This window comes from Klebsiella sp. CN_Kp075, from assembly GCF_040065055.2.
Lineage (GTDB): Bacteria > Pseudomonadota > Gammaproteobacteria > Enterobacterales > Enterobacteriaceae > Klebsiella > Klebsiella aerogenes.
Map to the genome: position 1 here is coordinate 1,396,835 of NZ_CM198050.1, position 26,514 is coordinate 1,423,348.

Consider the following 26,514-nt stretch of genomic DNA (forward strand, 5'->3'; position numbering starts at 1 on the left):
TTTTTGATAAGGGTGCGCAATGGCCGTTAAATCACTGAAAAAAGGATATCTGGCGCTGGCGGCTTCCATGCTGCTGGTGGCGCAGGCGCAGGCGACTGAACTGCTGAACAGTTCCTATGATGTTTCCCGCGAGCTGTTCGCCGCCCTTAATCCGCCTTTTGAGCAGCAGTGGGCAAAAGAAAACGGCGGCGACAAGCTGACCATCAAGCAGTCCCATGCGGGCTCATCCAAGCAGGCGTTGGCGATTCTGCAAGGCCTGAAGGCTGACGTCGTGACCTACAACCAGGTGACGGACGTCCAGATTCTGCATGATAAAGGCAACCTGATCCCGGCAGACTGGCAGAGCCGTCTGCCGAATAACAGCTCGCCGTTCTATTCGACCATGGCTTTCCTGGTGCGTAAGGGCAATCCCAAAAATATTCACGACTGGAACGATCTGGTGCGTTCCGACGTGAAGCTGATTTTCCCGAATCCTAAAACTTCAGGCAACGCGCGCTATACCTATCTTGCGGCCTGGGGGGCGGCGGATAAAGCCGATGGCGGCGATAAAGCCAAAACCGAACAGTTTATGACCCAGTTCCTGAAGAACGTCGAGGTCTTCGATACCGGCGGTCGCGGCGCGACCACCACCTTCGTTGAGCGCGGGCTGGGCGATGTGCTGATTACTTTTGAATCGGAAGTTAACAACATCCGTAAACAGTATGAAGCGCAGGGTTTCGAAGTAGTGGTGCCGAAGGTCAATATCCTTGCCGAGTTCCCGGTAGCGTGGGTAGACAAAAACGTTAAGGCCAACGGTACTGAAAAAGCGGCGAAAGCCTACCTGAACTATCTCTATAGTCCGCAGGCGCAGACCATCATCACCGATTACTACTATCGCGTGAATGACCCGAAAGTCATGGCGTCGCTGAAAGATAAATTCCCGCAGACCGAACTGTTCCGCGTGGAAGACCAGTTTGGCAGCTGGCCTGAAGTGATGAAAACCCACTTCGTCAGCGGCGGCGAGCTGGACAAACTGCTGGCAGCGGGGCGTCAGTAATGTTGGCTGTGTCGTCCAAGCGCGTGCTGCCGGGCTTTACCCTGAGCCTTGGCACCAGCCTGCTATTTGTGTGCCTGATTTTACTGTTGCCGCTCAGCGCGCTGGTAATGCAGCTGGCGCAGATGAGCTGGGCGCAGTACTGGGAGGTGATTACCAACCCGCAGGTGGTCGCTGCCTATAAAGTCACGCTGCTGTCTGCTTTTGTGGCGTCAATTTTTAACGGTGTGTTTGGCCTGCTGATGGCGTGGATCCTTACCCGCTATCGTTTCCCGGGCCGTACCCTGCTGGATGCCCTGATGGACCTGCCGTTCGCGCTGCCGACGGCGGTGGCCGGCCTGACGCTGGCCTCGCTGTTCTCGGTCAATGGCTTGTACGGCGAATGGCTGGCGAAGTTTGATATCAAAGTGACTTATACCTGGCTTGGCATCGCGGTGGCGATGGCCTTTACCAGTATTCCGTTTGTGGTGCGTACCGTGCAGCCGGTGCTGGAAGAGTTAGGGCCGGAATATGAAGAAGCGGCGGAAACCCTCGGCGCGACGCGCTTACAGAGTTTCCGCAAAGTGGTGCTGCCGGAGCTGTCGCCGGCTCTGCTGGCGGGGATTGCGCTGTCGTTTACCCGCAGCCTTGGCGAGTTCGGCGCGGTGATTTTTATCGCTGGCAACATCGCGTGGAAAACGGAAGTGACTTCGCTGATGATTTTCATTCGTTTGCAAGAGTTTGATTACCCGGCGGCGAGCGCGATTGCCTCGGTGATCCTCGCGGCTTCGCTGCTGCTGCTGTTCTCCATCAACACTCTGCAGAGTCGCTTTGGTCGACGCGTGGTAGGTCACTAATGGCGGAAGTTACTCAATTGAAGCGCTATGACGCGCCCCGGATCAACTGGGGCAAATGGTTTCTGATCGGCATCGGGATGCTGGTATCCGCCTTCATCCTCGTGGTGCCGATGATTTATATTTTTGTCCAGGCTTTCAGTAAAGGGTTAATGCCGGTGCTGGAAAATCTGGCCAATCCGGACATGCTGCACGCCATCTGGCTGACGGTGATGATTGCGTTGATTACCGTGCCGGTGAATCTGGTGTTCGGTACGCTGCTGGCCTGGCTGGTGACGCGCTTTACCTTCCCAGGCCGCCAGCTGCTGCTGACGATGCTGGATATCCCGTTCGCCGTCTCGCCGGTGGTGGCAGGTCTGGTTTATTTACTGTTTTACGGCTCCAACGGCCCACTCGGCGGCTGGCTTGATGAGCACAACCTGCAGATCATGTTCGCCTGGCCGGGCATGGTGCTGGCGACTATCTTCGTCACCTGTCCGTTTGTGGTCCGCGAGCTGGTGCCGGTCATGATGAGTCAGGGGAGCAATGAAGATGAAGCGGCGATCCTGCTCGGCGCTTCCGGTTGGCAGATGTTCCGCCGGGTGACGCTACCCAATATTCGCTGGGCGCTGCTGTACGGCGTGGTGTTGACCAACGCCCGCGCGATTGGCGAATTCGGCGCGGTGTCGGTCGTTTCCGGCTCGATCCGCGGCGAAACGCTATCGCTGCCGCTGCAAATTGAATTACTGCAGCAGGACTACAACACCGTCGGTTCGTTTACCGCCGCGGCCCTGCTGACGTTAATGGCTATTTTGACCCTGTTTTTAAAGAGTATGTTGCAATGGCGTCTGGCCAATCAGGAAAAACGCGCGCAACAGGAGGGAAATCATGAGCATTGAGATTGCCAATATTAAGAAATCGTTTGGTCGCACCCAGGTGCTGAATGATATCTCGCTGGATATCCCTTCCGGGCAAATGGTTGCGCTGCTGGGGCCGTCCGGCTCCGGTAAAACCACCTTATTGCGGATTATCGCCGGGCTGGAGCATCAATCCAGCGGCCATATTCGTTTTCACGGCACCGACGTGAGCCGGATGCACGCCCGCGATCGTAAAGTGGGCTTTGTTTTCCAGCACTATGCGCTGTTCCGTCATATGACGGTGTTCGATAACATCGCCTTTGGCCTGACCGTCCTGCCGCGTCGTGAGCGTCCCAATGCGGCGGCGATTAAAGCCAAAGTGACCAAACTGCTGGAGATGGTGCAACTGGCCCATCTTGCCGACCGTTATCCGGCGCAGCTTTCCGGCGGCCAGAAGCAGCGCGTAGCGTTAGCGCGCGCGCTGGCGGTCGAGCCGCAAATTCTGCTGCTGGATGAACCCTTTGGCGCGCTGGATGCGCAGGTGCGTAAAGAACTGCGCCGCTGGCTGCGCCAGCTGCACGAAGAATTAAAATTCACCAGCGTGTTTGTTACCCACGATCAGGAAGAGGCGATGGAAGTCGCCGATCGGGTGGTGGTAATGAGCCAGGGCAATATCGAACAAGCCGATGCGCCTGAACGCGTGTGGCGGGAACCTTCGACCCGTTTTGTGCTCGAGTTTATGGGCGAAGTTAACCGCCTGCAGGGCACCATTCGCGGCGGCCAGTTCCACGTCGGCGCCCACCGCTGGCCTTTAGGCTATACCCCGGCATATCAGGGGCCGGTCGATCTGTTCCTGCGACCGTGGGAAGTAGATATCAGCCGCCGTACCAGCCTGGATTCGCCATTGCCGGTGCAGGTGCTGGAAGCCAGTCCGAAGGGGCACTACACCCAATTAGTTGTCCAGCCTCTGGGGTGGTATGACGAACCGCTGAGCGTGGTGCTGGCGGGCGATGAGGCCCCGTCCCGCGGCGAACGCCTGTTTGTCGGCTTGCAGAATGCGCGCCTGTATAATGGAACCGAACGCATCGAACCGCGCGGCGAACTTGCTCTGGCAGAGACGGCCTGATAGCTTAAATCCACGTGCTTTTGCCGGGCGGCGCTGCGCTGACCCGGCCGACAGCCCGGAGCGCATGACGCGGCCGGGCTTTTTATTGGACAGCTGAAGTGAACACATTAGAACAAACAATCGGCAACACGCCGCTGGTGAAATTACAACGTCTGGGGCCGGACAACGGCAGCGAAATCTGGCTTAAGCTTGAGGGCAATAACCCGGCGGGCTCGGTAAAAGATCGCGCCGCGCTGTCGATGATTGTCGAAGCGGAAAAGCGCGGCGAAATTAAACCAGGCGACGTGCTTATCGAGGCGACCAGCGGTAATACCGGTATCGCGCTGGCGATGATAGCGGCGTTAAAAGGCTATCAGATGAAACTGCTGATGCCGGACAACATGAGCCAGGAGCGCCGTGCCGCAATGCGCGCCTACGGCGCTGAACTCATCCTGGTCACCAAAGAGCAGGGGATGGAAGGCGCTCGCGATCTGGCCGCCGCGATGGCCGAGCGTGGCGAGGGTAAACTATTGGATCAGTTTAACAATCCGGATAACCCTTACGCCCATTACACCACTACCGGCCCGGAGATCTGGCGCCAGACGGACGGGCGTATCACCCACTTTGTTTCCAGCATGGGCACCACCGGTACCATTACCGGCGTATCGCGTTTTCTGCGCGAACAGGTGAAGCCGGTAAGCATCATTGGGCTGCAGCCGGAAGAGGGCAGCAGTATTCCGGGGATCCGCCGCTGGCCGCAGGAATATATGCCGGGCATTTTTAATGCCTCGTTGGTGGATGAGGTGCTGGATATCCACCAGCAGGATGCGGAAAACACGATGCGCCAGTTGGCCGTACAGGAAGGGATCTTCTGTGGCGTCAGTTCCGGCGGCGCGGTTGCCGGGGCGCTGCGTATTGCTCGCGCCAATCCGGGCGCGGTGGTGGTGGCGATCATCTGCGATCGCGGCGATCGCTATCTCTCAACCGGCGTGTTCGGCGAAGAACACTTCAGCCAGGGGGCGGGTATCTAAACGCGCTATCACGGCCTCCCATGCCTGGCATGGGGGGCGGTTAACCTAAAGTGCGTATTTCGCTACCAGCTTATCCAGAAACGCCCATAGCTTTTGATTCATCTCGCGATAATCCCATTGCCTCATTTCATCTTCGCTGCGAATAAAGCGCCTGCCTTTTGCGGCGGTAAGTTCAGGTTGCGAGTGCGTAATTAATAACTCGATGACCTCCGTGTCAAACTCCATATGGCACTGAAAACCGTAGACCCGATCGCTATATTTGACGATTTGCCGCGGGCACCCTTCGCTGGAGGCCAGGACTTCCGCCGCAGGCGTCAGGCCCGGCATATCGTTGTGCCAGTGGCCGACTACCACCGATGGACCGAAATGGGCGATGTTGTCATCCTGCAGTCCGGCGGTGGTCAGGATGATAGGATAGTGGCCAATCTCTTTTTCCGGGCTTTGCATCACCGGCGCCCCCAGCGCTTCGCCGATAAGCTGCGACCCGAGGCAAATCCCGACCACGATACGCCCGGCGGCAATCGCCTGGGCAATCAGGTTTTTCTCGGCATGGGCATCAAACCATGGGCACTCGGCAAGCGTAGTGCGTGGTGATTGCGGGCCGCCAAGTACCACCAACATATCAAAACCTTCGGCATTCGCCGGCAGCGGATCCCCGACATAAACTCGCGACCAGCTGGCCTGATAGCCGCGCGCGTTAACCCAGCGCAGATAGGCGCCAGGCGCTTCAAAAACTTCATGGACGATAAAGTGGATCCGCATAACAACTCCCGTGTTTAACAAGGTAAGACCAGCGATAAATCGTGTGCAAGTTGTTCAATTTGCGCCTCGGTTAAAGCGCCCAGCGACAGGCGCAGGCCGTGCGACGGTGTTTTCACGCCAAAGGCTTCACCTTCACGCACCAGCCAACCGGCACGCGCCAGACGCAGCGCCAGCGACTGGCTGACGGTTGATAGCGGCAGCCAGAAATTAAGACCATCGCCAGGCGGAAAATCGCCAACGCCCTGGCGGGCCAACGCGGCGGCGAGCCGCTGATTTTGCTGCTGATAATGGCGCTGGCTCGCAGTCAGAGAAGCGGTAAAAGCGTTATCATTCAGGCAGGAGAACGCCAGCTCTTGTAGTAAATGGCTGACCCACTGGCTACCGGCGTTCAGGCGCAGGCGCAGCGCCGCTGAGGTGGTCGGATCGCTGGCGACTATCGCCAGGCGCAAATCCGGGCCCAGGGTTTTGGACATTGAGCGCACCAGCGCCCAACGCTGAATGCCTTCAGGTAGAGGATTGTGCCAGCGTGTCGCTGAGAGCAGGGCGAAGTGATCGTCAACGATCGCCAGCGTCTGCGGATAGCGGGCGAGCACGGTGCGAATCGCTTGTGCGCGCTCGGGCGTCAAACTGCAGCCGGTCGGGTTGTGGGCGCGTGGAGTCAGTATTACCGCACGGGCGCCGTTGCGCAGCGCTTCTTCAAGCCGCTCTGGGTTCATGCCTTCACCGTCGACGGCGACAGGGCTGGGCTGGAAACCGGCGTAACGCAGCATATTGATGCTGCTCAGAAAGCAGGGGTCTTCTACCGCGACGCTGTCGCCGGGTAGCAGCAGTGCGCAGAGCAGGCGTTCAAGGGCGTCAATTGCGCCGCTGGTCAAGTTGATGTCAAATTCGTGGCCAATATCGCGACTGACCCACTCCCGCGCCCAGTTAGCCAGACGCGGCTCAACGGCGGCATCGCCATATAAGTGCGGGGTCCGCGACAGCTTGGGAAGAAAACGGCCAATATCCGGTAGACGTCGCGGATCCGGATTGCCGCCGGAAATATCAATCAGCGATGTCGTCGGATCGCCGCCCTCGACCGCATTAAGCGTATTAAGCGCCTTAATGGCCGTGCCGTTGCGCCCCTGGCTTACGGCGAGCCCTGAGGTCACCAGCCGCTTGTAGGCCGCCGCCACCGTATTGCGGTTGACTGCCAGTTCGCCTGCCAGCTCGCGCACCGGCGGCAGCGCCTCTCCGGGTTGCAACGCGCCGCTCTGCACCAGATGACGGATGTTATCGAAAATCTCGTTTGCGGTTTTTCCGGTGAACATTATTGACCTATGACAAAATGAATTTTAGCATAGGACGAATGATAATCAGAGTATGACCCGCTGTCCAGCGGGGGGAGAAAGGATGAGTCAGCAAGACGAAATACAGTCCGTGCTCTTTAACGACCACAGCCGGGCGCTGGAGGTTGATATCGTGGCGGTGCAATCGCAGGTGGTCTATGGCAGCGTTGGTAACAGTATCGCGGTACCGGCAATCAAGCAGCATGAATTGCGGGTGATGGCGGTGCCCACGGTGTTATTCAGCAATACTCCACATTACGATACTTTCTACGGTGGGGTGATCCCGGAAGAGTGGTTTAGCGGCTATCTGCGGGCGCTGGAGGAGCGTGATGCGCTTCGCGAGCTGCGGGCGGTAACCACCGGGTATATGGGCAGCGCCGGGCAAATTGCGCTGCTGGCGCAGTGGCTGCAGCGGATCCGTGTGCACCATCCCGACCTCTGTATTCTGGTTGACCCGGTGATTGGCGATGTAGATAGCGGCATCTACGTAAAAGCGGAGATCCCCGAGGCTTATCGCCGCCACCTGTTGCCGCTGGCGCGGGGGATCACGCCAAATCTTTTCGAGCTCGAAACCCTCAGCGGCATGCCGTGCCACAACCAGCAGGAAGCGGTGATCGCCGCGCGTAGTCTGCTTTCCGATACCCTAAAGTGGGTGGTGATTACCAGCGCGCCTGGGCTGGATGCTTCGACTATTAACGTGCTGGTGGTCACCGACGACGCGGTCGAAGTGGTCGTCCATCCTCGCGTCGAAACCGACCTCAAAGGTACCGGCGACCTGTTCTGCGCCGAGCTCATCAGCAACCTGGTGTGCGACATGCCGTTGGGCGACGCTACGCGCGCCGCCGCTCAGCGCGTGCTGGCGGTAATGACCTGGACCGAGAGTCAGGGCTGCGATGAACTCATTTTACCGCCGTCGGGAGCGCAATAACGATGCATAGCTATCGGTTAGTGGTACGCAGGGAGGGGAGAACCGTTGGCCATTTTGAGACGATGGGGATGAACGCTCTGGAAGATGCCTGTAGGGCGAGAATGATGTTTGAAAACGAGAGCGGCTGCCAGTGCGAGCTATGGGTCGCGGATAGCGAACGGCGGATTCTGGAAAGTAGCCCGCAGGGGATGAAAATCCTGGCGAGTGAAAAGTGCTACCGGCCGGCATAAAAAAATGGCGCCTGAAGGCGCCATTTTCTCGGCAAGCAAGAATTACTTCTTGATGCGGATAACCGGAGTTTCACCAACGGTGACGCTACCGGACAGTTTGATCAGCTCTTTGATCTCGTCCATGTTGGAGATAACAACCGGAGTCAGGGTAGACTTGGCTTTTTCTTCCAGCAGCGGCAGATCGAATTCGATAACCGGGTCGCCGACTTTCACGCGCTGACCTTCTTCAGCGATGCGCTTGAAGCCTTCGCCTTTCAGTTCAACGGTATCGATACCGAAGTGAACAAACAGCTCAATGCCGCTATCGGATTCAATAGAGAAAGCATGGTTGGTTTCAAAAATTTTACCGATGGTACCCTCTACCGGCGCAACCATTTTGTTGCCAGTAGGTTTGATGGCAATGCCATCACCCACAATTTTCTCCGCAAAAACCACATCCGGCACGTCTTCGATGTTGACGATCTCGCCAGAGAGCGGAGCAACAATCTCAATAGTTCCGGTGTCTTTTTTGTCATCAGAAACCAGAGATTTCAGTTTATCGAACAAACCCATGATCTTCTCCTAAGCAGTAATTTGGGCCGCGCATCTCGTGGATTAGCAGATTGTTTTTTCTTCAATGAACTTGTTAACCAGCGTCATTAACTCGTCCGTCGTCGGTTGAGCAAGAGCCTGCTCTGCTAATACTTTTGCATCTTCGAAGTTCGTGTTACGAATAATCTTCTTGATGCGCGGGATGGAAATGGCGCTCATAGAGAATTCGTCCAGCCCCATACCCAGCAACAGAAGTGTAGCACGTTCATCGCCTGCAAGCTCACCACACATACCCGTCCATTTGCCTTCTGCATGAGAAGCATCAATAACTTGCTTGATCAGAGTCAGCACAGACGGTGACATCGGCTGGTAAAGATGCGAGATCATATCATTACCACGGTCAACTGCCAGAGTATATTGCGTTAAATCATTGGTTCCGATACTAAAGAAATCAACTTCTTTGGCTAAATGACGAGCAATGGTCGCGGCTGCCGGGGTTTCCACCATCACGCCGATCTCAATCGATTCGTCAAAAGCTTTACCTTCGTCACGCAGTTCCTGTTTGTAGATCTCAATCTCTTTCTTCAGTGCGCGCACTTCTTCAACAGAGATGATCATCGGGAACATGATGCGCAGCTTACCGAAAGCGGAGGCACGCAGGATAGCGCGAACCTGGTCGCGGAGGATCTCTTTACGATCCATCGCGATACGCACGGCGCGCCAGCCGAGGAACGGGTTCTCTTCTTTCGGGAAGTTCATGTACGGCAGCTCTTTATCGCCGCCGATGTCCATGGTGCGAACGATAACGGCCTGTGAGCCGCACGCTTCAGCCACCGCTTTATAAGCTGCAAACTGTTCTTCTTCAGTCGGCAGAGAATCGCGGTCCATGAACAGGAATTCAGTACGGTACAGGCCAACGCCTTCCGCGCCGTTGCGCTCAGCGCCATCGACGTCGCGAACGGTACCGATGTTGGCGCAAACTTCAACCTGATGACCGTCGAGAGTGATGGCCGGCAGATCTTTCAGTTTCGCCAGTTCTGCTTTTTCTTCAGCAACCTGCGCCTGCAGCGCACGCAGCTCTTCGATTTTTTCGTTGCTTGGGTTAACCAGAACCTGGTTGTTAACCGCATCGAGAATCAGATAGTCGCCGTTTTTCACCTGGGAGGTGACGCTTCCGGTACCGACGATTGCCGGCAGCTCAAGGGAGCGCGCCATGATAGAGGTGTGGGAAGTACGGCCACCCGCGTCGGTGATGAAACCCAGCACCTTGTTCAGGTTCAGCTGTGCGGTTTCCGACGGGGTGAGATCGGCGGCAACGAGGATAACTTCATCCGCGATAGCGCTCAGATCGATGATTGCCAGGCCCAGAATGTTGCGCAGCAGACGTTTACCGATGTCGCGTACGTCAGCGGCACGCTCTTTCAGGTATTCGTCATCCAGCTCTTCCAGTGCAGTTGCCTGACCTTCGATAACTTCATTGGCTGCCGCATCGGCAGTCATGTGCTTATCTTTAATCAGGGCTATGATTTCCTGCTCAAGCTCCTCATCTTCCAGCAGCATTATATGCCCTTCGAAGATGGCTTCTTTTTCTTCACCGAAAGTTTCACCAGCTTTGGTTTTGATGACCTCCAGCTGGGCGGAGGCCTTGGTGCGGCCGTTCAGGAAACGTTCAACTTCCTGATCAACCTTATCGGCAGAAATTTTCTTCCGGTCGATGACAATTTCGTCTTCTTTCAGCAGGAGAGCCTTGCCGAAAGCGATACCCGGGGATGCTAAAATGCCTGAAATCATAACCCTACCTTACTTGTGACTGATATTAAAAAGAACCCGTGAACTTACTCGAGTTCAGCCATCAGTTTAACCAGATGCTCAACTGCTTTTTGCTCATCTTCGCCTTCAGCGGAGATGGTCACAACGGTACCCTGAGTCAGGCCCAGAGTTTGCAGTTTGAACAGGCTTTTTGCGCTGGCGCTTTTGCCGTTGGAGGTTACAGTGATCTCAGAAGTGAAGCCTTTCGCTTCTTTAACAAACTGAGCAGCAGGGCGGGTGTGCAGACCGTTCGGAGCGGTAATGGTAACTTCTTGCTGGAACATTATATTTCCCCAACTTATAGGTTTAGTGTTGTGGACCTAAAGTCTAGCCTAACGACCAAACTTTAGCCTGTATTGTTAGCGCCGGCGTTACGTGTGTGGCTAAGGCGTCAGCAGCGGAACCGCTGAGAGGACCTTAAGTCCGTTGACGTCTAGCACTTCATTAAACATTATGCCGCGAAAGGAAGACTTGAACCAAATCATAAAATCGATTCAGCCTGCGGAAATCCAAATCTGAATAATTTCGCGCTTCAAAATAAATGTGCTGGTTAAATACCAGACCCTACGAGGTGAATCAATGCCAGGAGGGGTAAAACTTTGACGTATGCCACAAAAAAGCACCCGAAAAGGTGCTTTTTTACACGGTTTTTACAAACTGGCACTACTGTTGCAATTCTTTCTCGGTGAAGAGATCTGCGAACAGCGCCGTGCTTAAATAACGCTCACCGGAAGACGGTAGGATAACCACAATATTCTTATTGGTAAAGGCCTCATCTTCCTGCAGCTTTAACGCCGCGGCGACAGCCGCGCCGGAAGAGATACCGGCCAGAATACCTTCTTCTTCCATCAGGCGACGAGCGGTGGAGATGGCTTCTTCGTTGGTGATGGCGACCACTTTATCGACCAGTTTCAGGTCGAGGTTGCCCGGGATAAAGCCGGCGCCGATGCCCTGAATTTTGTGCGGGCCAGGTTTCAGCTCTTCGCCAGCCAGCGCCTGGGTGATAACCGGCGAGTCGGTTGGCTCAACGGCGACGGTGATCAGATCTTTTTTGCCTTTCGTGCCTTTAATATAACGAGAGACACCGGTCAGGGTACCGCCGGTACCTACGCCGGAGATAAAGACGTCAACCTGGCCGTCGGTGTCTTCCCAGATTTCCGGGCCGGTGGTCTTTTCGTGAATTTCCGGGTTCGCCGGGTTACTGAACTGCTGCAGCAGCAGATATTTTTCCGGGTCGCTGGCGACAATCTCTTCCGCCTTCTGGATGGCGCCTTTCATGCCTTTCGCGCCTTCGGTCAGCACCAGGTTAGCGCCCAGCGCTTTCAGCAGCTTGCGGCGTTCCACGCTCATGGTTTCCGGCATGGTCAGCGTCAGTTTGTAGCCGCGAGCGGCGGCGACGTAGGCGAGGGCGATACCGGTGTTGCCGCTGGTTGGTTCAACCAGTTCCACACCCGGTTTCAGTACGCCGCGCTTTTCAGCATCCCAAATCATATTGGCGCCGATACGGCATTTAACGCTAAAGCTCGGGTTACGAGATTCTACCTTGGCCAGGATTCGGCCATTACCGATGCGGTTCAGTCGTACCAGCGGCGTATGACCGATAGTCAGGGAGTTGTCTTCAAAAATCTTACTCATGGCCCGTCCTTAACTGTATGAAATTTGGGGGTACGGCTTCAGCATACCCGCTTAAACAATATCCGGAAGTAAGGATTTAGCATATCTATATGCTGAAGGGAAATAATGATGAGCAAGAAGGAATAAGACGGAAATAAGGGGCGGCGGTGAACCGCCCTGAAAGAGACAGCTCAGCTCGCTATTTCCACATGGCGTGCTTATCGCGGTAGCAATCCACCCACATCGCCGTCGCGCCGCAGATAGCGACTGGCAGAATGACCAGGTTGAGAACCGGGATCATGGTGAACAGGCTGGTCAGCGCGCCAAACTGCATGTTAATGACCTTCCGCGAGCGCAGCGCCTCGCGCATGGTTTTAAACGGCACTTTATGGTTATCGAACGGATAGTCGCAGTACTGAATGGCCAGCATCCAGGCGCTAAACAGGAACCACAGTACCGGCGCGACGGTTTGGCCAATGCCGGGGATAAAGTACAGCAGCAACAGAACGATGGCGCGCGGCAGGTACCAGGCAAACTTTTGCCATTCGCGTTTCATAATGCGCGGGACATCTTTCATGATGCCGAATACGCCAACATCCGGCGGCGTGGCGCCGGTCAGTCGCGCTTCGAGCTGTTCCGCCAGCAGACCGCTAAACGGCGCGGCAATCCAGTTGGCGATGGTCGAAAAGAAGTAACCAAATACCAACAAAATAGAGATAACCGCCATCGGCCATAGCAGGTAGTTTAACCACTGAAGCCATTCAGGCACATGGCTCATTAATGAAGGGATCCAGCTATCGAGGCGGGTAAACAGCCACCAGAACGCGCCGCCCATCAGAATGACGTTAACTAATAAAGGCAGGAACACGAAACGTCGGATCCCTGGCAGCCTGATGAGTTTCCAGCCTTGTGAAAAATAGTAGACGCCGCTACGTGGGGTAGTTGCGGATGATGAAACCATAGTCAGGCGATGCTCCTTTTTTAACATTCAGTGTGAATGCCCGCTTATTTTATCGGGTTGCCAGACAATAACCAGTTAGGAAATGTTCGAAAAAACAGCAAAAAGCACGATTTAGTTCATCTTTATGGGGTGAAAGGGGCAGACGCACTTGCACTTGATGTAATCGGCAAATACTCTTAGTGAGTAAATGTTTGCCGTGGTGGCAAGGTGTTAGAACAACAGAGAATATAATGATGCAGGATTTGCGTCTGATATTAATCATTGTTGGCGCGATCGCCATAATCGCTTTACTGGTACATGGTTTCTGGACCAGCCGTAAAGAGCGTTCCTCGATGTTCCGCGATCGCCCACTGAAACGTATGAAGTCTCGCGACGATGAAACATCGGAAGGCGATGACTTTGATGACGATGTTGAAGGCGTAGGTGAAGTTCGCGTTCACCGGGTTAATCACGCCCCGAACGGCGCATATGGGGAGCAAGAAGCACCTCGTCAGGCGCCGCAACACCAGTATCAGCCTCCGTACGAGCGTCAGGTGCAGCAGCCTGTGCGTCAGGACGAGCCGGTGCATCAGGCGCCGCCGCACGCGCCGCGCCCGCAGCAGCCTGTTGCTCCGCAGCCGCACGTTCAGCCGCCGCAGCACGTTGCCCCTGCGCAGCCGGTCCATCAGCCGCAGCCGACCCAGCCTCAGCCGGTACCGCCGCAATATCAGCAGCCGGTGCAGCCTGCGCCGCAGCAGCCTGTAGCGCAACAGCCGGCGCCAGTCCAACAACCTGTTGCTCAACAACCTGCGCCGGTTCAACAGCCTGCCGCGCCGCAGCCGCAACAGGCGCCTGAAGCGCCAGCCGCTGAACCTCAGCAGCCCGCCGCCGCGCCGCAGCCGAAAGAGCGCAAAGAGACGGTCATCGTGATGAACGTCGCCGCGCATCACGGTTCGCAGCTTAACGGTGAACTGCTGATCAACAGCATCCAGCAGGCCGGCTTTAAGTTTGGCGATATGAATATTTTCCACCGTCATTTAAGCCCGGACGGTAGCGGACAGGTGTTGTTCAGCCTGGCGAATATGGTTAAACCTGGCACCTTTAATCCGGATGCGATGGTGGATATGACCACGCCGGGCGTGACTATCTTTATGCAGGTGCCGTCGTTTGGCGACGAGCTGCAAAACTTTAAACTGATGCTGCAGTCGGCGCAGTACATCGCCGATGAAGTTGGCGGCGTGGTGCTTGACGATCAGCGTCGGATGATGACGCCGCAGAAACTGCGCGAGTACCAGGATCGTATTCGCGAAGTAAAAGAGGCTAACGCCTGATCTACGCGCTAGCGTGTCGTCTGCTTAATCTGAACCCCCGCCCGTCGGGGGTTTTTTATCATTGATGGTGCGATATGGAACCAATCGAACAAAAACTGACTGAACTGCGAACTACCCTTCGCCATCATGAATATCTGTATCATGTTATGGACACTCCGGAGATTCCCGATGCGGAATATGACCGGCTGATGCGTGAACTGCGCGAACTCGAAGCGCAACATCCTGAACTGATAACCCCCGACTCGCCGACCCAGCGCGTGGGCGCGGCGCCATTGGCCTCTTTCAGCCAGATTCGCCATGAAGTGCCAATGCTGTCGCTGGATAACGTGTTTGATGAAGAGAGTTTCCTCGCCTTTAACAAACGCGTGCAGGACCGTTTAAGCGATACCGCGGATCTAACATGGTGCTGTGAGCTCAAGCTCGATGGCCTCGCGGTCAGCATCCTGTATGAAAACGGCGTGCTGATGCAGGCGGCGACTCGTGGCGATGGCACCACCGGCGAGGACATCACCTCCAACGTGCGGACCATTCGCGCTATTCCACTGAAGCTACGCGGCGACAATATTCCGGCGCGTCTGGAAGTACGCGGGGAAGTGTTCCTGCCGCAGGCCGGATTTGAAAAAATTAATGAAGAAGCGCGCCGCACCGGCGGCAAAGTGTTTGCTAACCCGCGCAATGCCGCCGCGGGCTCGTTGCGCCAGTTGGATCCGCGTATTACCGCGAAGCGACCGCTTACTTTCTTCTGCTACGGCGTTGGCGTGCTGGAAGGCGGCGAACTGCCGGCCAGCCACTCTGCGCGTTTGCAGCAGTTTAAGCAGTGGGGATTGCCGGTGAGCGACCGCGTGAAGCTGTGTCATTCTCCAGAGGAAGTGCTTACTTACTATCGCCAGGTTGAAGAAGACCGTCCGCATCTTGGTTTTGATATTGACGGCGTGGTGATAAAAGTTGATTCGCTGGCGTTGCAGGAGCAGCTCGGTTTCGTTGCCCGCGCTCCGCGCTGGGCGGTGGCCTTTAAATTCCCGGCCCAGGAGCAGATGACTTTCGTCAACGATGTGGAATTCCAGGTTGGCCGTACCGGAGCGATTACGCCTGTTGCGCGCCTGGAACCGGTGCACGTAGCCGGGGTGCTGGTCAGTAACGCCACGCTGCATAACGCCGACGAAATCGAACGTTTAGGCTTGCGCATTGGCGATAAAGTGGTGATTCGCCGTGCCGGGGACGTGATCCCGCAGGTCGTCAACGTAGTGCTTTCCGAACGCCCGGAACATACGCGTGAAATCATCTTCCCAACCCATTGCCCGGTCTGTCATTCCGATGTTGAACGCGTAGAAGGAGAAGCGGTGGCGCGCTGTACCGGCGGGCTTATCTGCGGCGCGCAGCGTAAAGAAGCGCTGAAGCACTTTGTCTCCCGACGGGCGCTGGATGTCGACGGTATGGGCGATAAAATCATCGATCAGCTGGTTGAGAAAGAGTACGTGCATACGCCAGCCGATCTGTTCCGCCTCAGCGCCGGTAAGCTAACCGGGCTGGATCGCATGGGGCCGAAGTCGGCGCAAAACGTGGTCAACGCGCTGGAAAAAGCAAAAGAGACGACCTTCGCCCGCTTCCTGTATGCGTTAGGTATCCGTGAGGTTGGCGAAGCGACCGCCGCGGGACTGGCGGCGCATTTTGGCACGATTGAAGCGCTGGAACAGGCTTCAATCGAGGAACTACAGAAGGTGCCCGACGTCGGGATTGTCGTCGCCACGCATACTTTTAACTTCTTCGCCGAAGAGAGCAACCGCGAGGTTATCGCGCAACTGCGCGCGGAAGGTGTCCGCTGGCCGGCGCCGGTGGTGGTGAAGGCGGAAGAAATTGACAGTCCGTTTGCCGGTAAAACCGTGGTATTAACCGGTAGCCTGAGCCAGCTGTCGCGCGATGATGCCAAAGCGCGGCTGGTCGCGCTGGGGGCGAAAGTCGCCGGCAGCGTGTCGAAGAAAACCGATTTGGTGATCGCCGGCGAAGCGGCGGGTTCTAAGCTTGCGAAGGCGCAGGAGTTAGGCATCGAGGTTATCGATGAAGCCGAAATGATGCGCCTGCTGGGAGAATAACGTGGATAAAGCGCAGCTCATCGAGATTGCTAATACCGAGATGCCGTTTGGCAAATATAAGGGGCGACGCTTGATCGACGTCCCGGAAGAATATTTGCTGTGGTTTGCCCGTAAGGATCAATTCCCTGCCGGGCATCTCGGCGAGCTGATGGCGTTGACCTTATTGATCAAGACCGAGGGGCTGACGCAACTGGTTCAGCCCCTGAAACAACCGCGTTAACCTGCCGTGGCGCGGGATTTCTCCTGCGCCAGTTGGGCGTCTGTCTGCGCTTTATAGCGACGAGCCAGTACGGCGCAGACCATCAGTTGGATCTGATGGAAGATCATTAGCGGCAGCACCATTATTCCCAGAATCGACGCCGGGAACAGGATATTCGCCATCGGTATCCCGTTCGCCAGGCTCTTTTTCGAGCCGCAGAAGACGATGGTAATTTCATCCGGCTTGCTAAAGCCGCAGCGGCGAGCGACAAAGATATTGATCGCGATGACAATAGCCAAGAGTACCAGGCTGACAACGACGATAAACAGCAGCGATCCCACGCCCACTTTATGCCAGATTCCATTGACGACGGCTTCGCTAAAGGCGGAGTAGACCACCAGCAGGATTGAGGTCTGGTCGGTTTTGCCAATCCATTTTTTATGTTTCGCCACCCAACTACCGATCCACGGGCGCGACAGGTGGCCGAGTACAAACGGCAGCAGCAGCTGCAGCATAATCTTACCGACCTGTTCCAGATCGCCGCCAGCGCCATGCAAATGCATCAGCAGTCCTACCAGCAATGGCGAGACAAAAATACCGAGCAGACTTGACGCTGAAGCGGAACAGACCGCCGCGGCGACGTTACCGCCGGCGAGCGAAGTAAAGGCAATTGCTGACTGTACGGTCGCCGGTAAGATACAAAGGTAAATAAAACCGCTATAAAGCATCGGGTCGACCTTAATCGGCGCCCACCACGCAAACAGAACCCCCAGAACCGGAAAAACAATAAAGGTGCTGCACATCACCCACAGGTGTAAACGCCAGTGGCTGCCGCCGGCGATAATTGCTTCACGCGACAGCTTGGCGCCGTGCATAAAGAATAATAGCGCGATGGCGGCGGTGGTGAGGTGCTCGACGAAAGGGACGAATTCGCCGCGCGCCGGAAAGAACGAGGCCAGCAGAACCACGGTAATCAATGTCAGTGTAAATGGATCAAGAATGCGGAAAAGTTTCATAAACGCTCCTGAAATTCGATGCCGCTATTGTGCTTTCTTTGTTTTGAGAAATAAAATTGATTTATTGCATCTATTCATGAATAAAAAAGATGAATTACTCGCTACGTCAGTTAAGGGTCTTTATCACCGTTGCCAGGGCGCGCAGTTTTAGCCGTGCCGGGGAGATTATTGGTCTCAGCCAGTCGGCAGTAAGCCATAGTGTTAAGGAGCTGGAGCACCAGACCGGCGTACGTTTGCTCGACAGAACGACGCGTGAAGTGGTGCTCACCGAGGCAGGCCATCAGCTGGCGGGCAGGCTTGAGCGTTTGCTTGATGAACTCCATGTGACCCTACGTGAAGCGGGGCGGGTAGGGCAGCAGTTGACGGGGACCGTGCGCGTCGCCGCCAGCCAGACCATCTCGGCGCATCTGATCCCGCAATGCATCGCACATAGCAATCGCCGCTATCCGGATATTGATTTCGTACTGCATGACAGGCCGCAGCAGTGGGTGCTGGAAAGTATCCGTCAGGGCGAGGTTGATTTTGGTATCGTTATCGATCCGGGGACGGCGGCAGATCTGCAGTGCGAGTCCGTGTTGGCGGAACCTTTTCTGTTGTTATGCCGTGAGGATCACCGCTTTTCCCGGCAGTCATCGGTCAACTGGCAGGAGCTGCAGGGGGAGAGGCTGGTATTGCAGGACTATGCTTCCGGCAGTCGGCCGCTGATTGATGCCGCGCTGGCGCGTTTCGCCATCAAAGCCGATATCGTGCAGGAGATTGGTCATCCGGCGACGCTGTTCCCGATGGTGGAATCGGGGATTGGTATTAGCGTGCTGCCGGCGCTGGCTTTACCCTTGCCGCAGGGCAGCCGTTTGCAGGTAAAAAGATTAACCCCGGTTGTGGAGCGCCAATTGATGCTGGCGCAGCGAAAAAATCGCTCGCTGTCGACCGCGGCGCAGGCGCTATGGGAAATCGTACGCGAAGAGGGCGCAAACCTTACATCAGCCAGGGTCGAGGACCCGCTGTATCAGCGCTAAGCGTCATTCTTAACGCTGGTGGGGAACGCTACTTTTTATACTGCACAATCGTAGATATTTCCTTTTCTCATGCCTGGTGAAAACCCTAATTTAGTCTGTTCAGAAATCAACAGCCCCAATTTGAATCATTGTTTAAATACACTACGTTCGATCAACTTGTTTACACTATACAGAGAATAGAGCGGAGCGTGTCATTGTCGGGCGGCCGAGCTGTTGAATTTTCCAGACGCTATTTGAGAATGGTAAAAATGGAATTATCAGTCCCTTTTATGCTCGTTATTATTTCCATTGCTTCGCTGCTTGCTCAGTGGTTGGCGTGGCGATTACGTATACCTTCTATCCTGCCGCTGCTGCTCATCGGCGTACTACTTGGCCCCGGGGTGCATTTATTGCAACCGGATATATTATTTGGTCCTCTACTTTTCCCACTGGTATCGCTGTCGGTGGCCATCATTCTGTTTGAAGGGGCCCTAACGCTACGCTTTGACGAGATTCGCGGCTTGGGTGGTATTGTGCGCAATTTAGTCACAATTGGAATGTTGATTACCTTCGCCGTTATCTCACTAACCTGCTGGGGGATTTTAGGCCTCACGCCGCAGATTTCAGCGCTGATCGGGGCGGTCACGGTGGTTACAGGGCCGACAGTGATTTCTCCACTCATGCGAGTGGTTCGCCCAACAGCCTCTATTAATCAGGTACTGCGCTGGGAAGGGATCGTCATTGATCCGGTGGGAGCGATTTTTACACTATTAGTATTTGAGTTTATTACTTTGCAGGAGCAAACGGGCACATGGCTTCATTTGCTGATCATGCTTACAAAAACGGTCGTTATAGGGCTGGTGAGCGGGGCGGTATTTGGCGTGTTCTTAGGGAATGCGCTCAGGCGTGGTTGGATCCCGGGTTATCTGCAAAACTTCGCTGTTTTATCCTTCGTTCTATTGACGTTTGGCGTGTCCAATACGCTGGCGGATGAATCTGGTCTGCTTGCGGTAACGGTTCTGGGGATCTGGCTGGCTAATATGCGAGAGGTTGAGACCTCGGATATCGTTGAATTTAAAGAAGAGCTATCCGCCATCTTACTTTCAGCGCTATTTATCATCCTGGCGGCCCGTCTGGATATCCATGCACTCTGGGATATGGGCTGGCCGCTGCTGATATTGATGCTGATCGTCCAGTTTGTGGCCCGTCCACTATGCATTCTTGTCTCGACATGGCGTTCCAGCTTGCATTGGCGTGACAGGCTGATGTTATGTTGGATCGCCCCGCGCGGAATCGTTGCTGCCGCCGTCAGTTCCCTGTTTGCTTTGACGCTGCAAAAAAAAGGCTATGAGAACGCGGATCAGCTGGTAACCGTCGTTTTCGCAATCATTATAGGTACGGTAGTTTTGCAAAGCCTTACCAGCAGTCAATTGGCGCGCTGGCTTGGCGTGCAGCAACGTAGGCCTCGAGGAGTGCTGATTGTCGGGGCGAATACGGTCGCCAGAACCCTGGCCCAGGCGCTCAGAAAACTCGATATTCCGGTTCAGCTGAGCGATAACAGCTGGGAATACTACCGGCTGGCAAGAATGGAAGGGTTACCAACATATTATGGCAATGTCTGGTCTGAACATGCGGAAAACTACCTGAATCTGAGTGAGATTCGTCAGGTGATCGCCTTGTCGCCTAATCGTCACCAGAATGCGCTGACCGCCCTGCATTTTCAGCATATATTTGGTAATAATCGCGTCTTCTCAATCCGTACGGGGCCTGTGACCAAAGGACGTAGTGAGAAAGAAACGCGTCACGAACAGCTTTTCGATACTGAAATGACCTGGGCACGGCTTAGTAGCTTGATAGCGAAAGGCGCAGTCATGAAAGTCACTCGCCTGAATAACAATTTTGGCTGGCCGGAGTATCTCAGCACCAACCCCGGTGCAACACCGCTGTTTGCGCAAAGAGAGGATGGCAATCTGATAGCGATTAATAATGGAATCATGCCGCCGCCACCCTGTACCGTCGTGGCGATTATCGAACCTGGAGTGGAAAGTGAAAAAACTCCGTCAGAAGCGTATTGATAGCCTGTTCTTCATTGTTGGCTGTCGTTGCAGGCCGTTCCGCTATCTGGCGTTCTGCGCATAGCAAAAAGGCGCCTTTAGGGCGCCTTTTTACATTGGTGGGTCGTGCAGGATTCGAACCTGCGACCAATTGATTAAAAGTCAACTGCTCTACCAACTGAGCTAACGACCCGAAGTGGTGGGTGATGACGGGATCGAACCGCCGACCCCCTCCTTGTAAGGGAGGTGCTCTCCCAGCTGAGCTAATCACCCACTTCGGTACTTCACATTTTGACAGAAAATCCAGCTGGCGAGAAAGTGGTGGGTGATGACGGGATCGAACCGCCGACCCCCTCCTTGTAAGGGAGGTGCTCTCCCAGCTGAGCTAATCACCCACTTCTCAATTTTCTGTTCTACACGGCGGAGACTACGTAAAGTAGTTGGTGGGTGATGACGGGATCGAACCGCCGACCCCCTCCTTGTAAGGGAGGTGCTCTCCCAGCTGAGCTAATCACCCCCGCTGTGTGGAGTCGCATTATAGGGAGAGTTGAAATTGAGTCAACGCCTTTTCTAAATAATTTGTTTGTTCGTCGTAAAATTAAACAAAGCGATCGCAAAATCAGCTTCGGCGTATGATTTATAAACAAAAATGGTAAAGCGTGATGTTGAGGCGGGATCTACATTGAGGAATCAGCCTGTGGTGTTAGAATATTCCCCTATCAATTCCAAGAACACTGCCGGCTATCGGCATCTTTATTAAACGTAAGGCCATTTCATGAAAATCAAAACTCGCTTCGCGCCAAGCCCAACAGGCTATCTGCACGTTGGCGGTGCGCGTACTGCTCTCTATTCCTGGCTTTTTGCACGTAACCACGGCGGTGAGTTTGTGCTGCGTATTGAAGACACCGATCTCGAACGCTCCACCCCGGAAGCAATTGAAGCCATCATGGATGGGATGAACTGGCTGAATCTGGAATGGGACGAAGGCCCGTATTTCCAGACTAAACGTTTCGATCGCTATAACGCGGTTATTGATGAAATGCTGGAAGCAGGCACAGCTTATAAATGCTACTGCTCGAAAGAACGTCTGGACGCGCTGCGCGAAGAACAGATGGCGAACGGTGAAAAGCCGCGCTACGACGGTCGCTGCCGCCATGATCATCAGCATCACGCCGCCGATGAGCCTTGCGTCGTGCGTTTTGCTAATCCGCAGGAAGGTTCGGTTATCTTTGACGATCAAATCCGCGGGCCGATCGAATTCAGCAATCAGGAGCTGGACGATCTGATCATTCGCCGTACCGACGGCTCTCCGACCTACAACTTCTGCGTCGTGGTGGATGACTGGGATATGGCGATCACCCACGTGATCCGCGGCGAAGACCACATCAACAATACCCCGCGTCAGATCAACATTCTTAAAGCGCTGAATGCGCCGGTACCGGTGTATGCGCACGTATCGATGATCAACGGCGATGACGGTAAAAAACTCTCCAAGCGCCACGGCGCGGTGAGCGTGATGCAGTACCGCGACGACGGCTACCTGCCGGAAGCGTTGCTGAACTATCTGGTGCGCCTGGGCTGGTCCCATGGCGATCAGGAGATCTTCACTCGCGAAGAGATGATCGAGTTCTTCTCGCTGGGCGCGGTGAGCAAGTCCGCCAGTGCGTTCAACACCGATAAACTGCTGTGGTTAAACCATCACTACATCAACACGCTGCCGGCGGAATATGTGGCGACGCATCTGCAGTGGCACATTGAGCAGGAAAATATCGATACCCGTAACGGCCCTCAGTTGTCCGAGCTGGTTAAGCTGCTGGGCGAGCGTTGCAAAACGCTGAAAGAGATTGCCCAGAGCTGCCGCTACTTCTATGAAGAGTTCGCCGAGTTCGACGCCGATGCGGCGAAGAAACACCTGCGTCCGGTGGCGCGTCAGCCGCTGGAAGTGGTTCGCGATAAGCTGGCGGCCATTAGCGACTGGACAGCGGAAAATGTCCATCATGCGATTCAGGCGACCGCCGATGAGCTGGAAGTGGGCATGGGGAAAGTGGGCATGCCGCTGCGTGTGGCCGTGACCGGCGCGGGTCAATCTCCGGCGCTGGACGTCACCGTTCATGCTATCGGTAAATCCCGTAGCGTTGAACGTATCAACAAAGCGCTGGCGTTTATCGCCGAACGCGAAAGCCAGCAGTCCTGAGGCCGAGCGTAAGCTAAAGCAAGCGGCAGGTTAATCCTGCCGTTTTTTTTCGCCGCTATTTTGTCGCAGTGTTGATACCTAACCGCGCCAGGAAGCCACTAATGCCATCGCGGGCAAGAAGATCGCGCAGGTGAGTTTGTTCCGCGGCGGTCATCAGCTGCAGCGTATCGGCGATTTGCCGCCATACCGCATCCGCTTCATTGATAAAGTAGCCGCCGGGCTGTTCGGCGAGCTGGTACTCTTCATTCAGATGGCGAAATGCCGGAATATTGGTCAGAAAATCAATCACTGTCCTATCGATGACAATCAAACGCGCACGCCCGCCTTTGACGCCGGGAATCGCTTCGGTTCGCCACTTTTGTTCTCGCGCCCAACGGTTGACCGTTTGTCTGGCCAGACCCAGAACTTCGGCAAGCTCTGCAGGCGTCATTTTTTCTTTTAGTTTCATCATTCTTATTTTACTGGCCGCGTATTCCAAGACGGTTTAACAACCCGGTAATGCCTTCGCGCAGCAGTAGCGACATTAGCTGCTTCTGTTCGCGATGAGTCATCTCTTTGCAGAGCGTAAGCAATAAGGGTTCGAGATCGGTCTCGGCGACCGAATAGGGAGAGGGCGTTTCCGCTACGCGTTGGGCATTGCGGATAAACTCCCGTACCTGCTCGTTAACGTGTACGAGACGCGCTTTGCCTCCCTGTACGCCAGGCCGCGGAGAAGTTTGCCACCCCTCTTTACGAACCCATTTATTTATCGTCTGTCGGCTGAAGCCAGTTAGATGCGCAATTTCTTCCGGAGTCATTCGTTCCTTGAGCATACTATTTCCTGAGTAAATATGTGGGAATTAGTGCTTCATGTTATAGCATCCTTTTACAGGAAATAGTGACATGTTTAACGCCTGCCTGCGATAAGGCTCGCATTGTCAGCTATTTGCCTGCTTTTTCAGCGATTGAATCAGGAGGGGTAATTTTGCCGTTGACACCTGGCGAAGGAATTCATATTATGCCGCCCGTCAACACGACACGCTTTACGTTACGGGGCTATAGCTCAGCTGGGAGAGCGCTTGCATGGCATGCAAGAGGTCAGCGGTTCGATCCCGCTTAGCTCCACCAAATTCTGCACCCAGCGGATTTGGTTCGTAAAGAGGTCCTGTGGGGCTATAGCTCAGCTGGGAGAGCGCTTGCATGGCATGCAAGAGGTCAGCGGTTCGATCCCGCTTAGCTCCACCAAAATTCGAACCCTCGCTACGGCGGGGGTTTTTGCTTTTGCGTCCTCAATGTAAATGATTTTCAGCTTACGTCAGCGTGTATCGAGCAAATAAAAACCAACGTAATTTAGGAATTTTTCTCGGTTTATTTTCTTGCCTGCCATTATTAACCAACATACTATTTTCTGATTGCCTATAATTTTTAGCCGCAGAGGTGTTGATTAACAATAATGACTGACATATTTAACATCAAAGTTAAAAAAACTCTGCTGGCGTTAATTGTTTGTTTGATTTTTATTCCGCTTTCTCGATTAATTTCTCCGCAAACCCTTATCGACGGAAAACAAATTTATCTGGCATGGCTGCCATTAAGCGTCATGTACGCAACCATTTGTATTTTTGGTCGTTATGCCGTTGCTCCCTTGATTGTTGCGTTTGCAATTACTAATACATTTATAATAGATCTAACCTATGCGCAGGCCGCTATCCTATTATTCTGTCAGTTATTTTCCGTCTTTTTCACCTTCGCAATCATGCGCTCGTTGTCGGGAAAAAAATGGCGTAGCGGAAGGCCAGCGAAGCGCCATATCGGTCGTCGTATCTTCTGGGGCGGCTTCTTTGCCCCCATCCTGCTTAAGCTGACGATGTATCTGGCCGGGCGCTTCTTCGCCTTCCCGCTTGCCGTCTCCAGCTACTTCAGTACTGCGTCAATCATCTATTCCGTTATTGATATCCAGGCGTTGATATGCGCCGCCTTAATCTTTACTACCGCTTTCTATTATCCGATGAGAATGATAGTTAGCCCACGTTATCGGCGGGTGTTTTGGCTGCGTCATTGTCAACCGTGGCTGGTGAAAGAAAAAAGAACCTTTACCTTGTACTGGTTTATGGCATTAATCACAATCATGCTGGTGCTTTGTGCGCCTTTTGATTCCGATTTAATTGCCGGATATCTGGTGCCAATTATTTTTATTCTCTACTTCGTTGGTATTGGGCGTCTGGGGCATGAGTTAATTCGCATTACGTGGGCTATTTCGGCATTCTTTTTAGTCGCCTATAACAAAAATTTTCTGCAGGGTGTTCAGTCGGGGTACTCCTTGTCATTTGTCCTGTCGGTGTTAATTTCATTCACGATTTGTTTGTTTTACATGACAGATATTTATTCGCGTAGTGACAGAATTAAACAACGCTGGCGCGATCGAGCTGAAGAAGATCCGTTAACCGGGTTACCCAATTTGCGGGCGCTGGAAGGACATTTGCGCCAGTCGCCGCGGGTTGTTATTAGCAGTCTGCGCATCGAAAATCTGGACTTCCTTAGCCGCCATTACGGCATGATGATGCGCGTAGAGTGCAAGCGGCAAATAGCCCGCCGTCTGCAGCCGCTACTGGACCACCGCGATAAAATTTATCAGCTCCCGGGTAGCGAGTTGTTGCTGGTGATTGAGGGGCCGGAACCGGCTGCGCGGCTAAATCACATCGTCGCGATGCTTAACCACGCTAAATTTAACTGGCATAACCAGGTTCTGGATTTAGAGTTTGGCGCGGCGTGGGGGAGTTACAGCGGCATTGAGACCGAATTACACCCTATGCTCGGCCAGCTTAGTTGGTTATCGGAGCAGGCTGGCGCCGTGCAGCGGGTGCTGGCGTTAGATACCGCGCAGGAGGAGGTTTCTGACCAAACAACCGAACAGGTGCGGATGCTGACGAAAATAAAACAAGCGCTGAACGAGCGTAATCTCCTGCTGTACGCGCAGCCGATTCAAAATGCGGAGGGGGAGGGCTATTACGAAATCCTCACCCGTATGCGCTGCGGCGAGACGATTATCACGCCGGATCGGTTTATTCCACTTATTGCACAGTTTAACCTCAGCCAGCGCTTCGATATGCTGGTGCTGGAAACGCTGTTCAGCCAGCTTGATCAACATCCCGGCCGACGCTTCTCCGTCAATTTGCTGCCGTATACGCTGATGCAAAAGGATAGCGCCGCGCAGATTATCGCGCTGTTTAAGCGTTATCGCGTTTCGCCTGCTTATATCACGATTGAGATAACTGAAGAGCAGGCGTTCTCGAATGCGGATACCAGCATGCATAATATTCAGCTGCTGAGTGAGTTCGGTTGCGCTATCGCCATTGATGACTTCGGTACCGGTTACGCTAACTATGAGCGTCTGAAAAGCCTGCAGGCGGATATCGTAAAAATTGACGGCTGCTTCGTGCACGAAATCGAGAGCGACCAGCTTGATGCGATTATCGTGAAATCCATTATCGAAATCGCGCGGGCGAAACAGCTTACGGTCGTCGCAGAGTACGTAGAGACTCAGGCGCAAAAGGCGATGCTGTTGGCGCTGGGCGTCGATTATTTGCAGGGCTACCTGATTGGCAAACCACAGCCGTTAAGCGAATTGAAGGCGTAAAAAAGCCGGGCGATAACGCAGCCCGGCTTGTTATTTAAT

At 54.5% G+C, this 26,514-nt stretch carries 24 protein-coding genes and 6 tRNA genes; 16 read left to right on the forward strand and 14 right to left on the reverse strand.

The genetic code is table 11. The features are described 5' to 3' along the window. Positions 1–19: 19 nt before the first annotated feature. The 5 genes from ABLV78_RS06685 (at position 20) to cysM (ending at position 4,838) form a co-directional block, all read left to right on the forward strand. Positions 20–1,036 carry a sulfate ABC transporter substrate-binding protein gene (locus ABLV78_RS06685; protein ID WP_015365488.1) on the forward strand — a complete coding sequence of 339 codons (1,017 nt, stop codon included), beginning with the start codon at positions 20–22 and terminating at the stop codon, positions 1,034–1,036. After that, entirely contained in the window at positions 1,036–1,869 is an 834-nt protein-coding gene (gene cysT / locus ABLV78_RS06690) for a sulfate/thiosulfate ABC transporter permease CysT (RefSeq protein WP_015365489.1), read from the forward strand. Before ABLV78_RS06685 ends, cysT begins: the two co-directional genes overlap by 1 nt. Then, positions 1,869–2,744: a sulfate/thiosulfate ABC transporter permease CysW gene (gene cysW, locus ABLV78_RS06695; RefSeq protein ID WP_047043509.1), complete on the forward strand. Its 876-nt coding sequence runs from the start codon at positions 1,869–1,871 to the stop codon at positions 2,742–2,744. Before cysT ends, cysW begins: the two co-directional genes overlap by 1 nt. Then, positions 2,734–3,828: a sulfate/thiosulfate ABC transporter ATP-binding protein CysA gene (cysA, locus tag ABLV78_RS06700; RefSeq protein WP_047043512.1), complete on the forward strand. Its 1,095-nt coding sequence runs from the start codon at positions 2,734–2,736 to the stop codon at positions 3,826–3,828. The genes cysW and cysA overlap by 11 nt, the downstream gene beginning before the upstream one ends. 98 nt (positions 3,829–3,926) lie before the next feature. After that, positions 3,927–4,838, forward strand: coding sequence for a cysteine synthase CysM (cysM, locus tag ABLV78_RS06705; RefSeq protein WP_047043515.1), 912 nt, complete (start codon positions 3,927–3,929; stop codon positions 4,836–4,838). 45 nt (positions 4,839–4,883) lie between these two features. Here cysM and ABLV78_RS06710 read toward each other — a convergent pair whose 3' ends face one another. Continuing rightward, the gene (locus ABLV78_RS06710) at positions 4,884–5,600 is read right to left on the reverse strand and encodes a type 1 glutamine amidotransferase (RefSeq protein ID WP_047043520.1); all 717 of its coding nucleotides are present in this window, start codon (positions 5,598–5,600) and stop codon (positions 4,884–4,886) included. 14 nt (positions 5,601–5,614) lie between these two features. Beyond that, positions 5,615–6,910: a MocR-like B6 salvage transcription factor PtsJ gene (ptsJ, locus tag ABLV78_RS06715; RefSeq protein ID WP_047043523.1), complete on the reverse strand. Its 1,296-nt coding sequence runs from the start codon at positions 6,908–6,910 to the stop codon at positions 5,615–5,617. An 82-nt stretch (positions 6,911–6,992) separates the two neighbouring features. Here ptsJ and pdxK point away from each other — a divergent pair, with 82 nt between their 5' ends. After that, entirely contained in the window at positions 6,993–7,856 is an 864-nt protein-coding gene (gene pdxK / locus ABLV78_RS06720) for a pyridoxine/pyridoxal/pyridoxamine kinase (RefSeq protein WP_015703132.1), read from the forward strand. Between the two features lie 2 nt (positions 7,857–7,858). Next, a complete protein-coding gene (locus ABLV78_RS06725; RefSeq protein WP_047043526.1) occupies positions 7,859–8,086 on the forward strand; it encodes a hypothetical protein in 228 nt (75 codons plus the stop codon). Positions 8,087–8,128: 42 nt separating this feature from the next. Here the strand turns inward: ABLV78_RS06725 and crr are convergent, their stop codons facing one another. The 5 genes from crr to cysZ all read right to left on the reverse strand — a co-directional run bounded on the left by crr (position 8,129) and on the right by cysZ (position 13,001). Continuing rightward, entirely contained in the window at positions 8,129–8,638 is a 510-nt protein-coding gene (gene crr, locus ABLV78_RS06730; RefSeq protein WP_015365497.1) for a PTS glucose transporter subunit IIA, read from the reverse strand. A 42-nt stretch (positions 8,639–8,680) separates the two neighbouring features. Then, positions 8,681–10,408: a phosphoenolpyruvate-protein phosphotransferase PtsI gene (gene ptsI / locus ABLV78_RS06735; protein ID WP_015365498.1), complete on the reverse strand. Its 1,728-nt coding sequence runs from the start codon at positions 10,406–10,408 to the stop codon at positions 8,681–8,683. Positions 10,409–10,452: 44 nt separating this feature from the next. Next, complete coding sequence (gene ptsH, locus ABLV78_RS06740) at positions 10,453–10,710, reverse strand: phosphocarrier protein Hpr (protein WP_000487600.1); 258 nt, start codon at positions 10,708–10,710, stop codon at positions 10,453–10,455. Positions 10,711–11,089: 379 nt separating this feature from the next. After that, the gene (gene cysK, locus ABLV78_RS06745) at positions 11,090–12,061 is read right to left on the reverse strand and encodes a cysteine synthase A (RefSeq protein WP_045362238.1); all 972 of its coding nucleotides are present in this window, start codon (positions 12,059–12,061) and stop codon (positions 11,090–11,092) included. A gap of 178 nt (positions 12,062–12,239) precedes the next feature. After that, complete coding sequence (gene cysZ, locus ABLV78_RS06750; protein ID WP_047043535.1) at positions 12,240–13,001, reverse strand: sulfate transporter CysZ; 762 nt, start codon at positions 12,999–13,001, stop codon at positions 12,240–12,242. Between the two features lie 230 nt (positions 13,002–13,231). Between cysZ and zipA the strand changes: the two genes are divergently transcribed. The 3 genes from zipA (at position 13,232) to ABLV78_RS06765 (ending at position 16,621) form a co-directional block, all read left to right on the forward strand. Next, complete coding sequence (zipA, locus tag ABLV78_RS06755) at positions 13,232–14,311, forward strand: cell division protein ZipA (RefSeq protein ID WP_045392587.1); 1,080 nt, start codon at positions 13,232–13,234, stop codon at positions 14,309–14,311. Between the two features lie 74 nt (positions 14,312–14,385). Next, the gene (ligA, locus tag ABLV78_RS06760) at positions 14,386–16,401 is read left to right on the forward strand and encodes an NAD-dependent DNA ligase LigA (protein WP_045392584.1); all 2,016 of its coding nucleotides are present in this window, start codon (positions 14,386–14,388) and stop codon (positions 16,399–16,401) included. A 1-nt stretch (position 16,402) separates the two neighbouring features. Then, positions 16,403–16,621 carry a DUF3820 family protein gene (locus ABLV78_RS06765; RefSeq protein ID WP_013878164.1) on the forward strand — a complete coding sequence of 73 codons (219 nt, stop codon included), beginning with the start codon at positions 16,403–16,405 and terminating at the stop codon, positions 16,619–16,621. On the opposite strand, the gene ABLV78_RS06770 is transcribed toward ABLV78_RS06765, so the two are convergent. Further along, the gene (locus tag ABLV78_RS06770; protein WP_045392582.1) at positions 16,618–17,616 is read right to left on the reverse strand and encodes a bile acid:sodium symporter family protein; all 999 of its coding nucleotides are present in this window, start codon (positions 17,614–17,616) and stop codon (positions 16,618–16,620) included. The genes ABLV78_RS06765 and ABLV78_RS06770 overlap by 4 nt on opposite strands. A gap of 89 nt (positions 17,617–17,705) precedes the next feature. Between ABLV78_RS06770 and ABLV78_RS06775 the strand changes: the two genes are divergently transcribed. Both ABLV78_RS06775 and ABLV78_RS06780 read left to right on the forward strand, forming a co-directional pair. Further along, positions 17,706–18,632: a LysR family transcriptional regulator gene (locus tag ABLV78_RS06775; RefSeq protein ID WP_045392579.1), complete on the forward strand. Its 927-nt coding sequence runs from the start codon at positions 17,706–17,708 to the stop codon at positions 18,630–18,632. Between the two features lie 248 nt (positions 18,633–18,880). Beyond that, entirely contained in the window at positions 18,881–20,686 is a 1,806-nt protein-coding gene (locus ABLV78_RS06780; RefSeq protein ID WP_047043545.1) for a cation:proton antiporter, read from the forward strand. A gap of 96 nt (positions 20,687–20,782) precedes the next feature. On the opposite strand, the gene ABLV78_RS06785 is transcribed toward ABLV78_RS06780, so the two are convergent. The 4 genes from ABLV78_RS06785 to ABLV78_RS06800 form a co-directional block, all read right to left on the reverse strand. Continuing rightward, a tRNA-Lys gene (locus ABLV78_RS06785) sits at positions 20,783–20,858 on the reverse strand. A 4-nt stretch (positions 20,859–20,862) separates the two neighbouring features. Beyond that, a tRNA-Val gene (locus ABLV78_RS06790) sits at positions 20,863–20,938 on the reverse strand. A 46-nt stretch (positions 20,939–20,984) separates the two neighbouring features. Continuing rightward, a tRNA-Val gene (locus tag ABLV78_RS06795) sits at positions 20,985–21,060 on the reverse strand. Between the two features lie 46 nt (positions 21,061–21,106). Further along, positions 21,107–21,182: transfer RNA gene (locus ABLV78_RS06800), tRNA-Val, on the reverse strand. 258 nt (positions 21,183–21,440) lie between these two features. Between ABLV78_RS06800 and gltX the strand changes: the two genes are divergently transcribed. Further along, positions 21,441–22,859: a glutamate--tRNA ligase gene (gltX, locus tag ABLV78_RS06805; RefSeq protein WP_020078209.1), complete on the forward strand. Its 1,419-nt coding sequence runs from the start codon at positions 21,441–21,443 to the stop codon at positions 22,857–22,859. A 55-nt stretch (positions 22,860–22,914) separates the two neighbouring features. On the opposite strand, the gene ABLV78_RS06810 is transcribed toward gltX, so the two are convergent. Together ABLV78_RS06810 and ABLV78_RS06815 are read right to left on the reverse strand one after the other, a co-directional pair. Then, positions 22,915–23,310: a YfeC-like transcriptional regulator gene (locus tag ABLV78_RS06810; protein ID WP_047045741.1), complete on the reverse strand. Its 396-nt coding sequence runs from the start codon at positions 23,308–23,310 to the stop codon at positions 22,915–22,917. A 7-nt stretch (positions 23,311–23,317) separates the two neighbouring features. Then, complete coding sequence (locus ABLV78_RS06815) at positions 23,318–23,671, reverse strand: YfeC-like transcriptional regulator (protein ID WP_013878158.1); 354 nt, start codon at positions 23,669–23,671, stop codon at positions 23,318–23,320. A 219-nt stretch (positions 23,672–23,890) separates the two neighbouring features. Between ABLV78_RS06815 and ABLV78_RS06820 the strand changes: the two genes are divergently transcribed. From ABLV78_RS06820 to ABLV78_RS06830, 3 genes are all read left to right on the forward strand, one after another. After that, positions 23,891–23,966, forward strand: a tRNA-Ala gene (locus ABLV78_RS06820). Between the two features lie 41 nt (positions 23,967–24,007). After that, positions 24,008–24,083: transfer RNA gene (locus tag ABLV78_RS06825), tRNA-Ala, on the forward strand. A 208-nt stretch (positions 24,084–24,291) separates the two neighbouring features. Then, on the forward strand, positions 24,292–26,475 hold the full coding sequence (locus ABLV78_RS06830) for an EAL domain-containing protein (RefSeq protein WP_047045744.1): 2,184 nt from the start codon (positions 24,292–24,294) through the stop codon (positions 26,473–26,475). Positions 26,476–26,514: the final 39 nt, after the last annotated feature.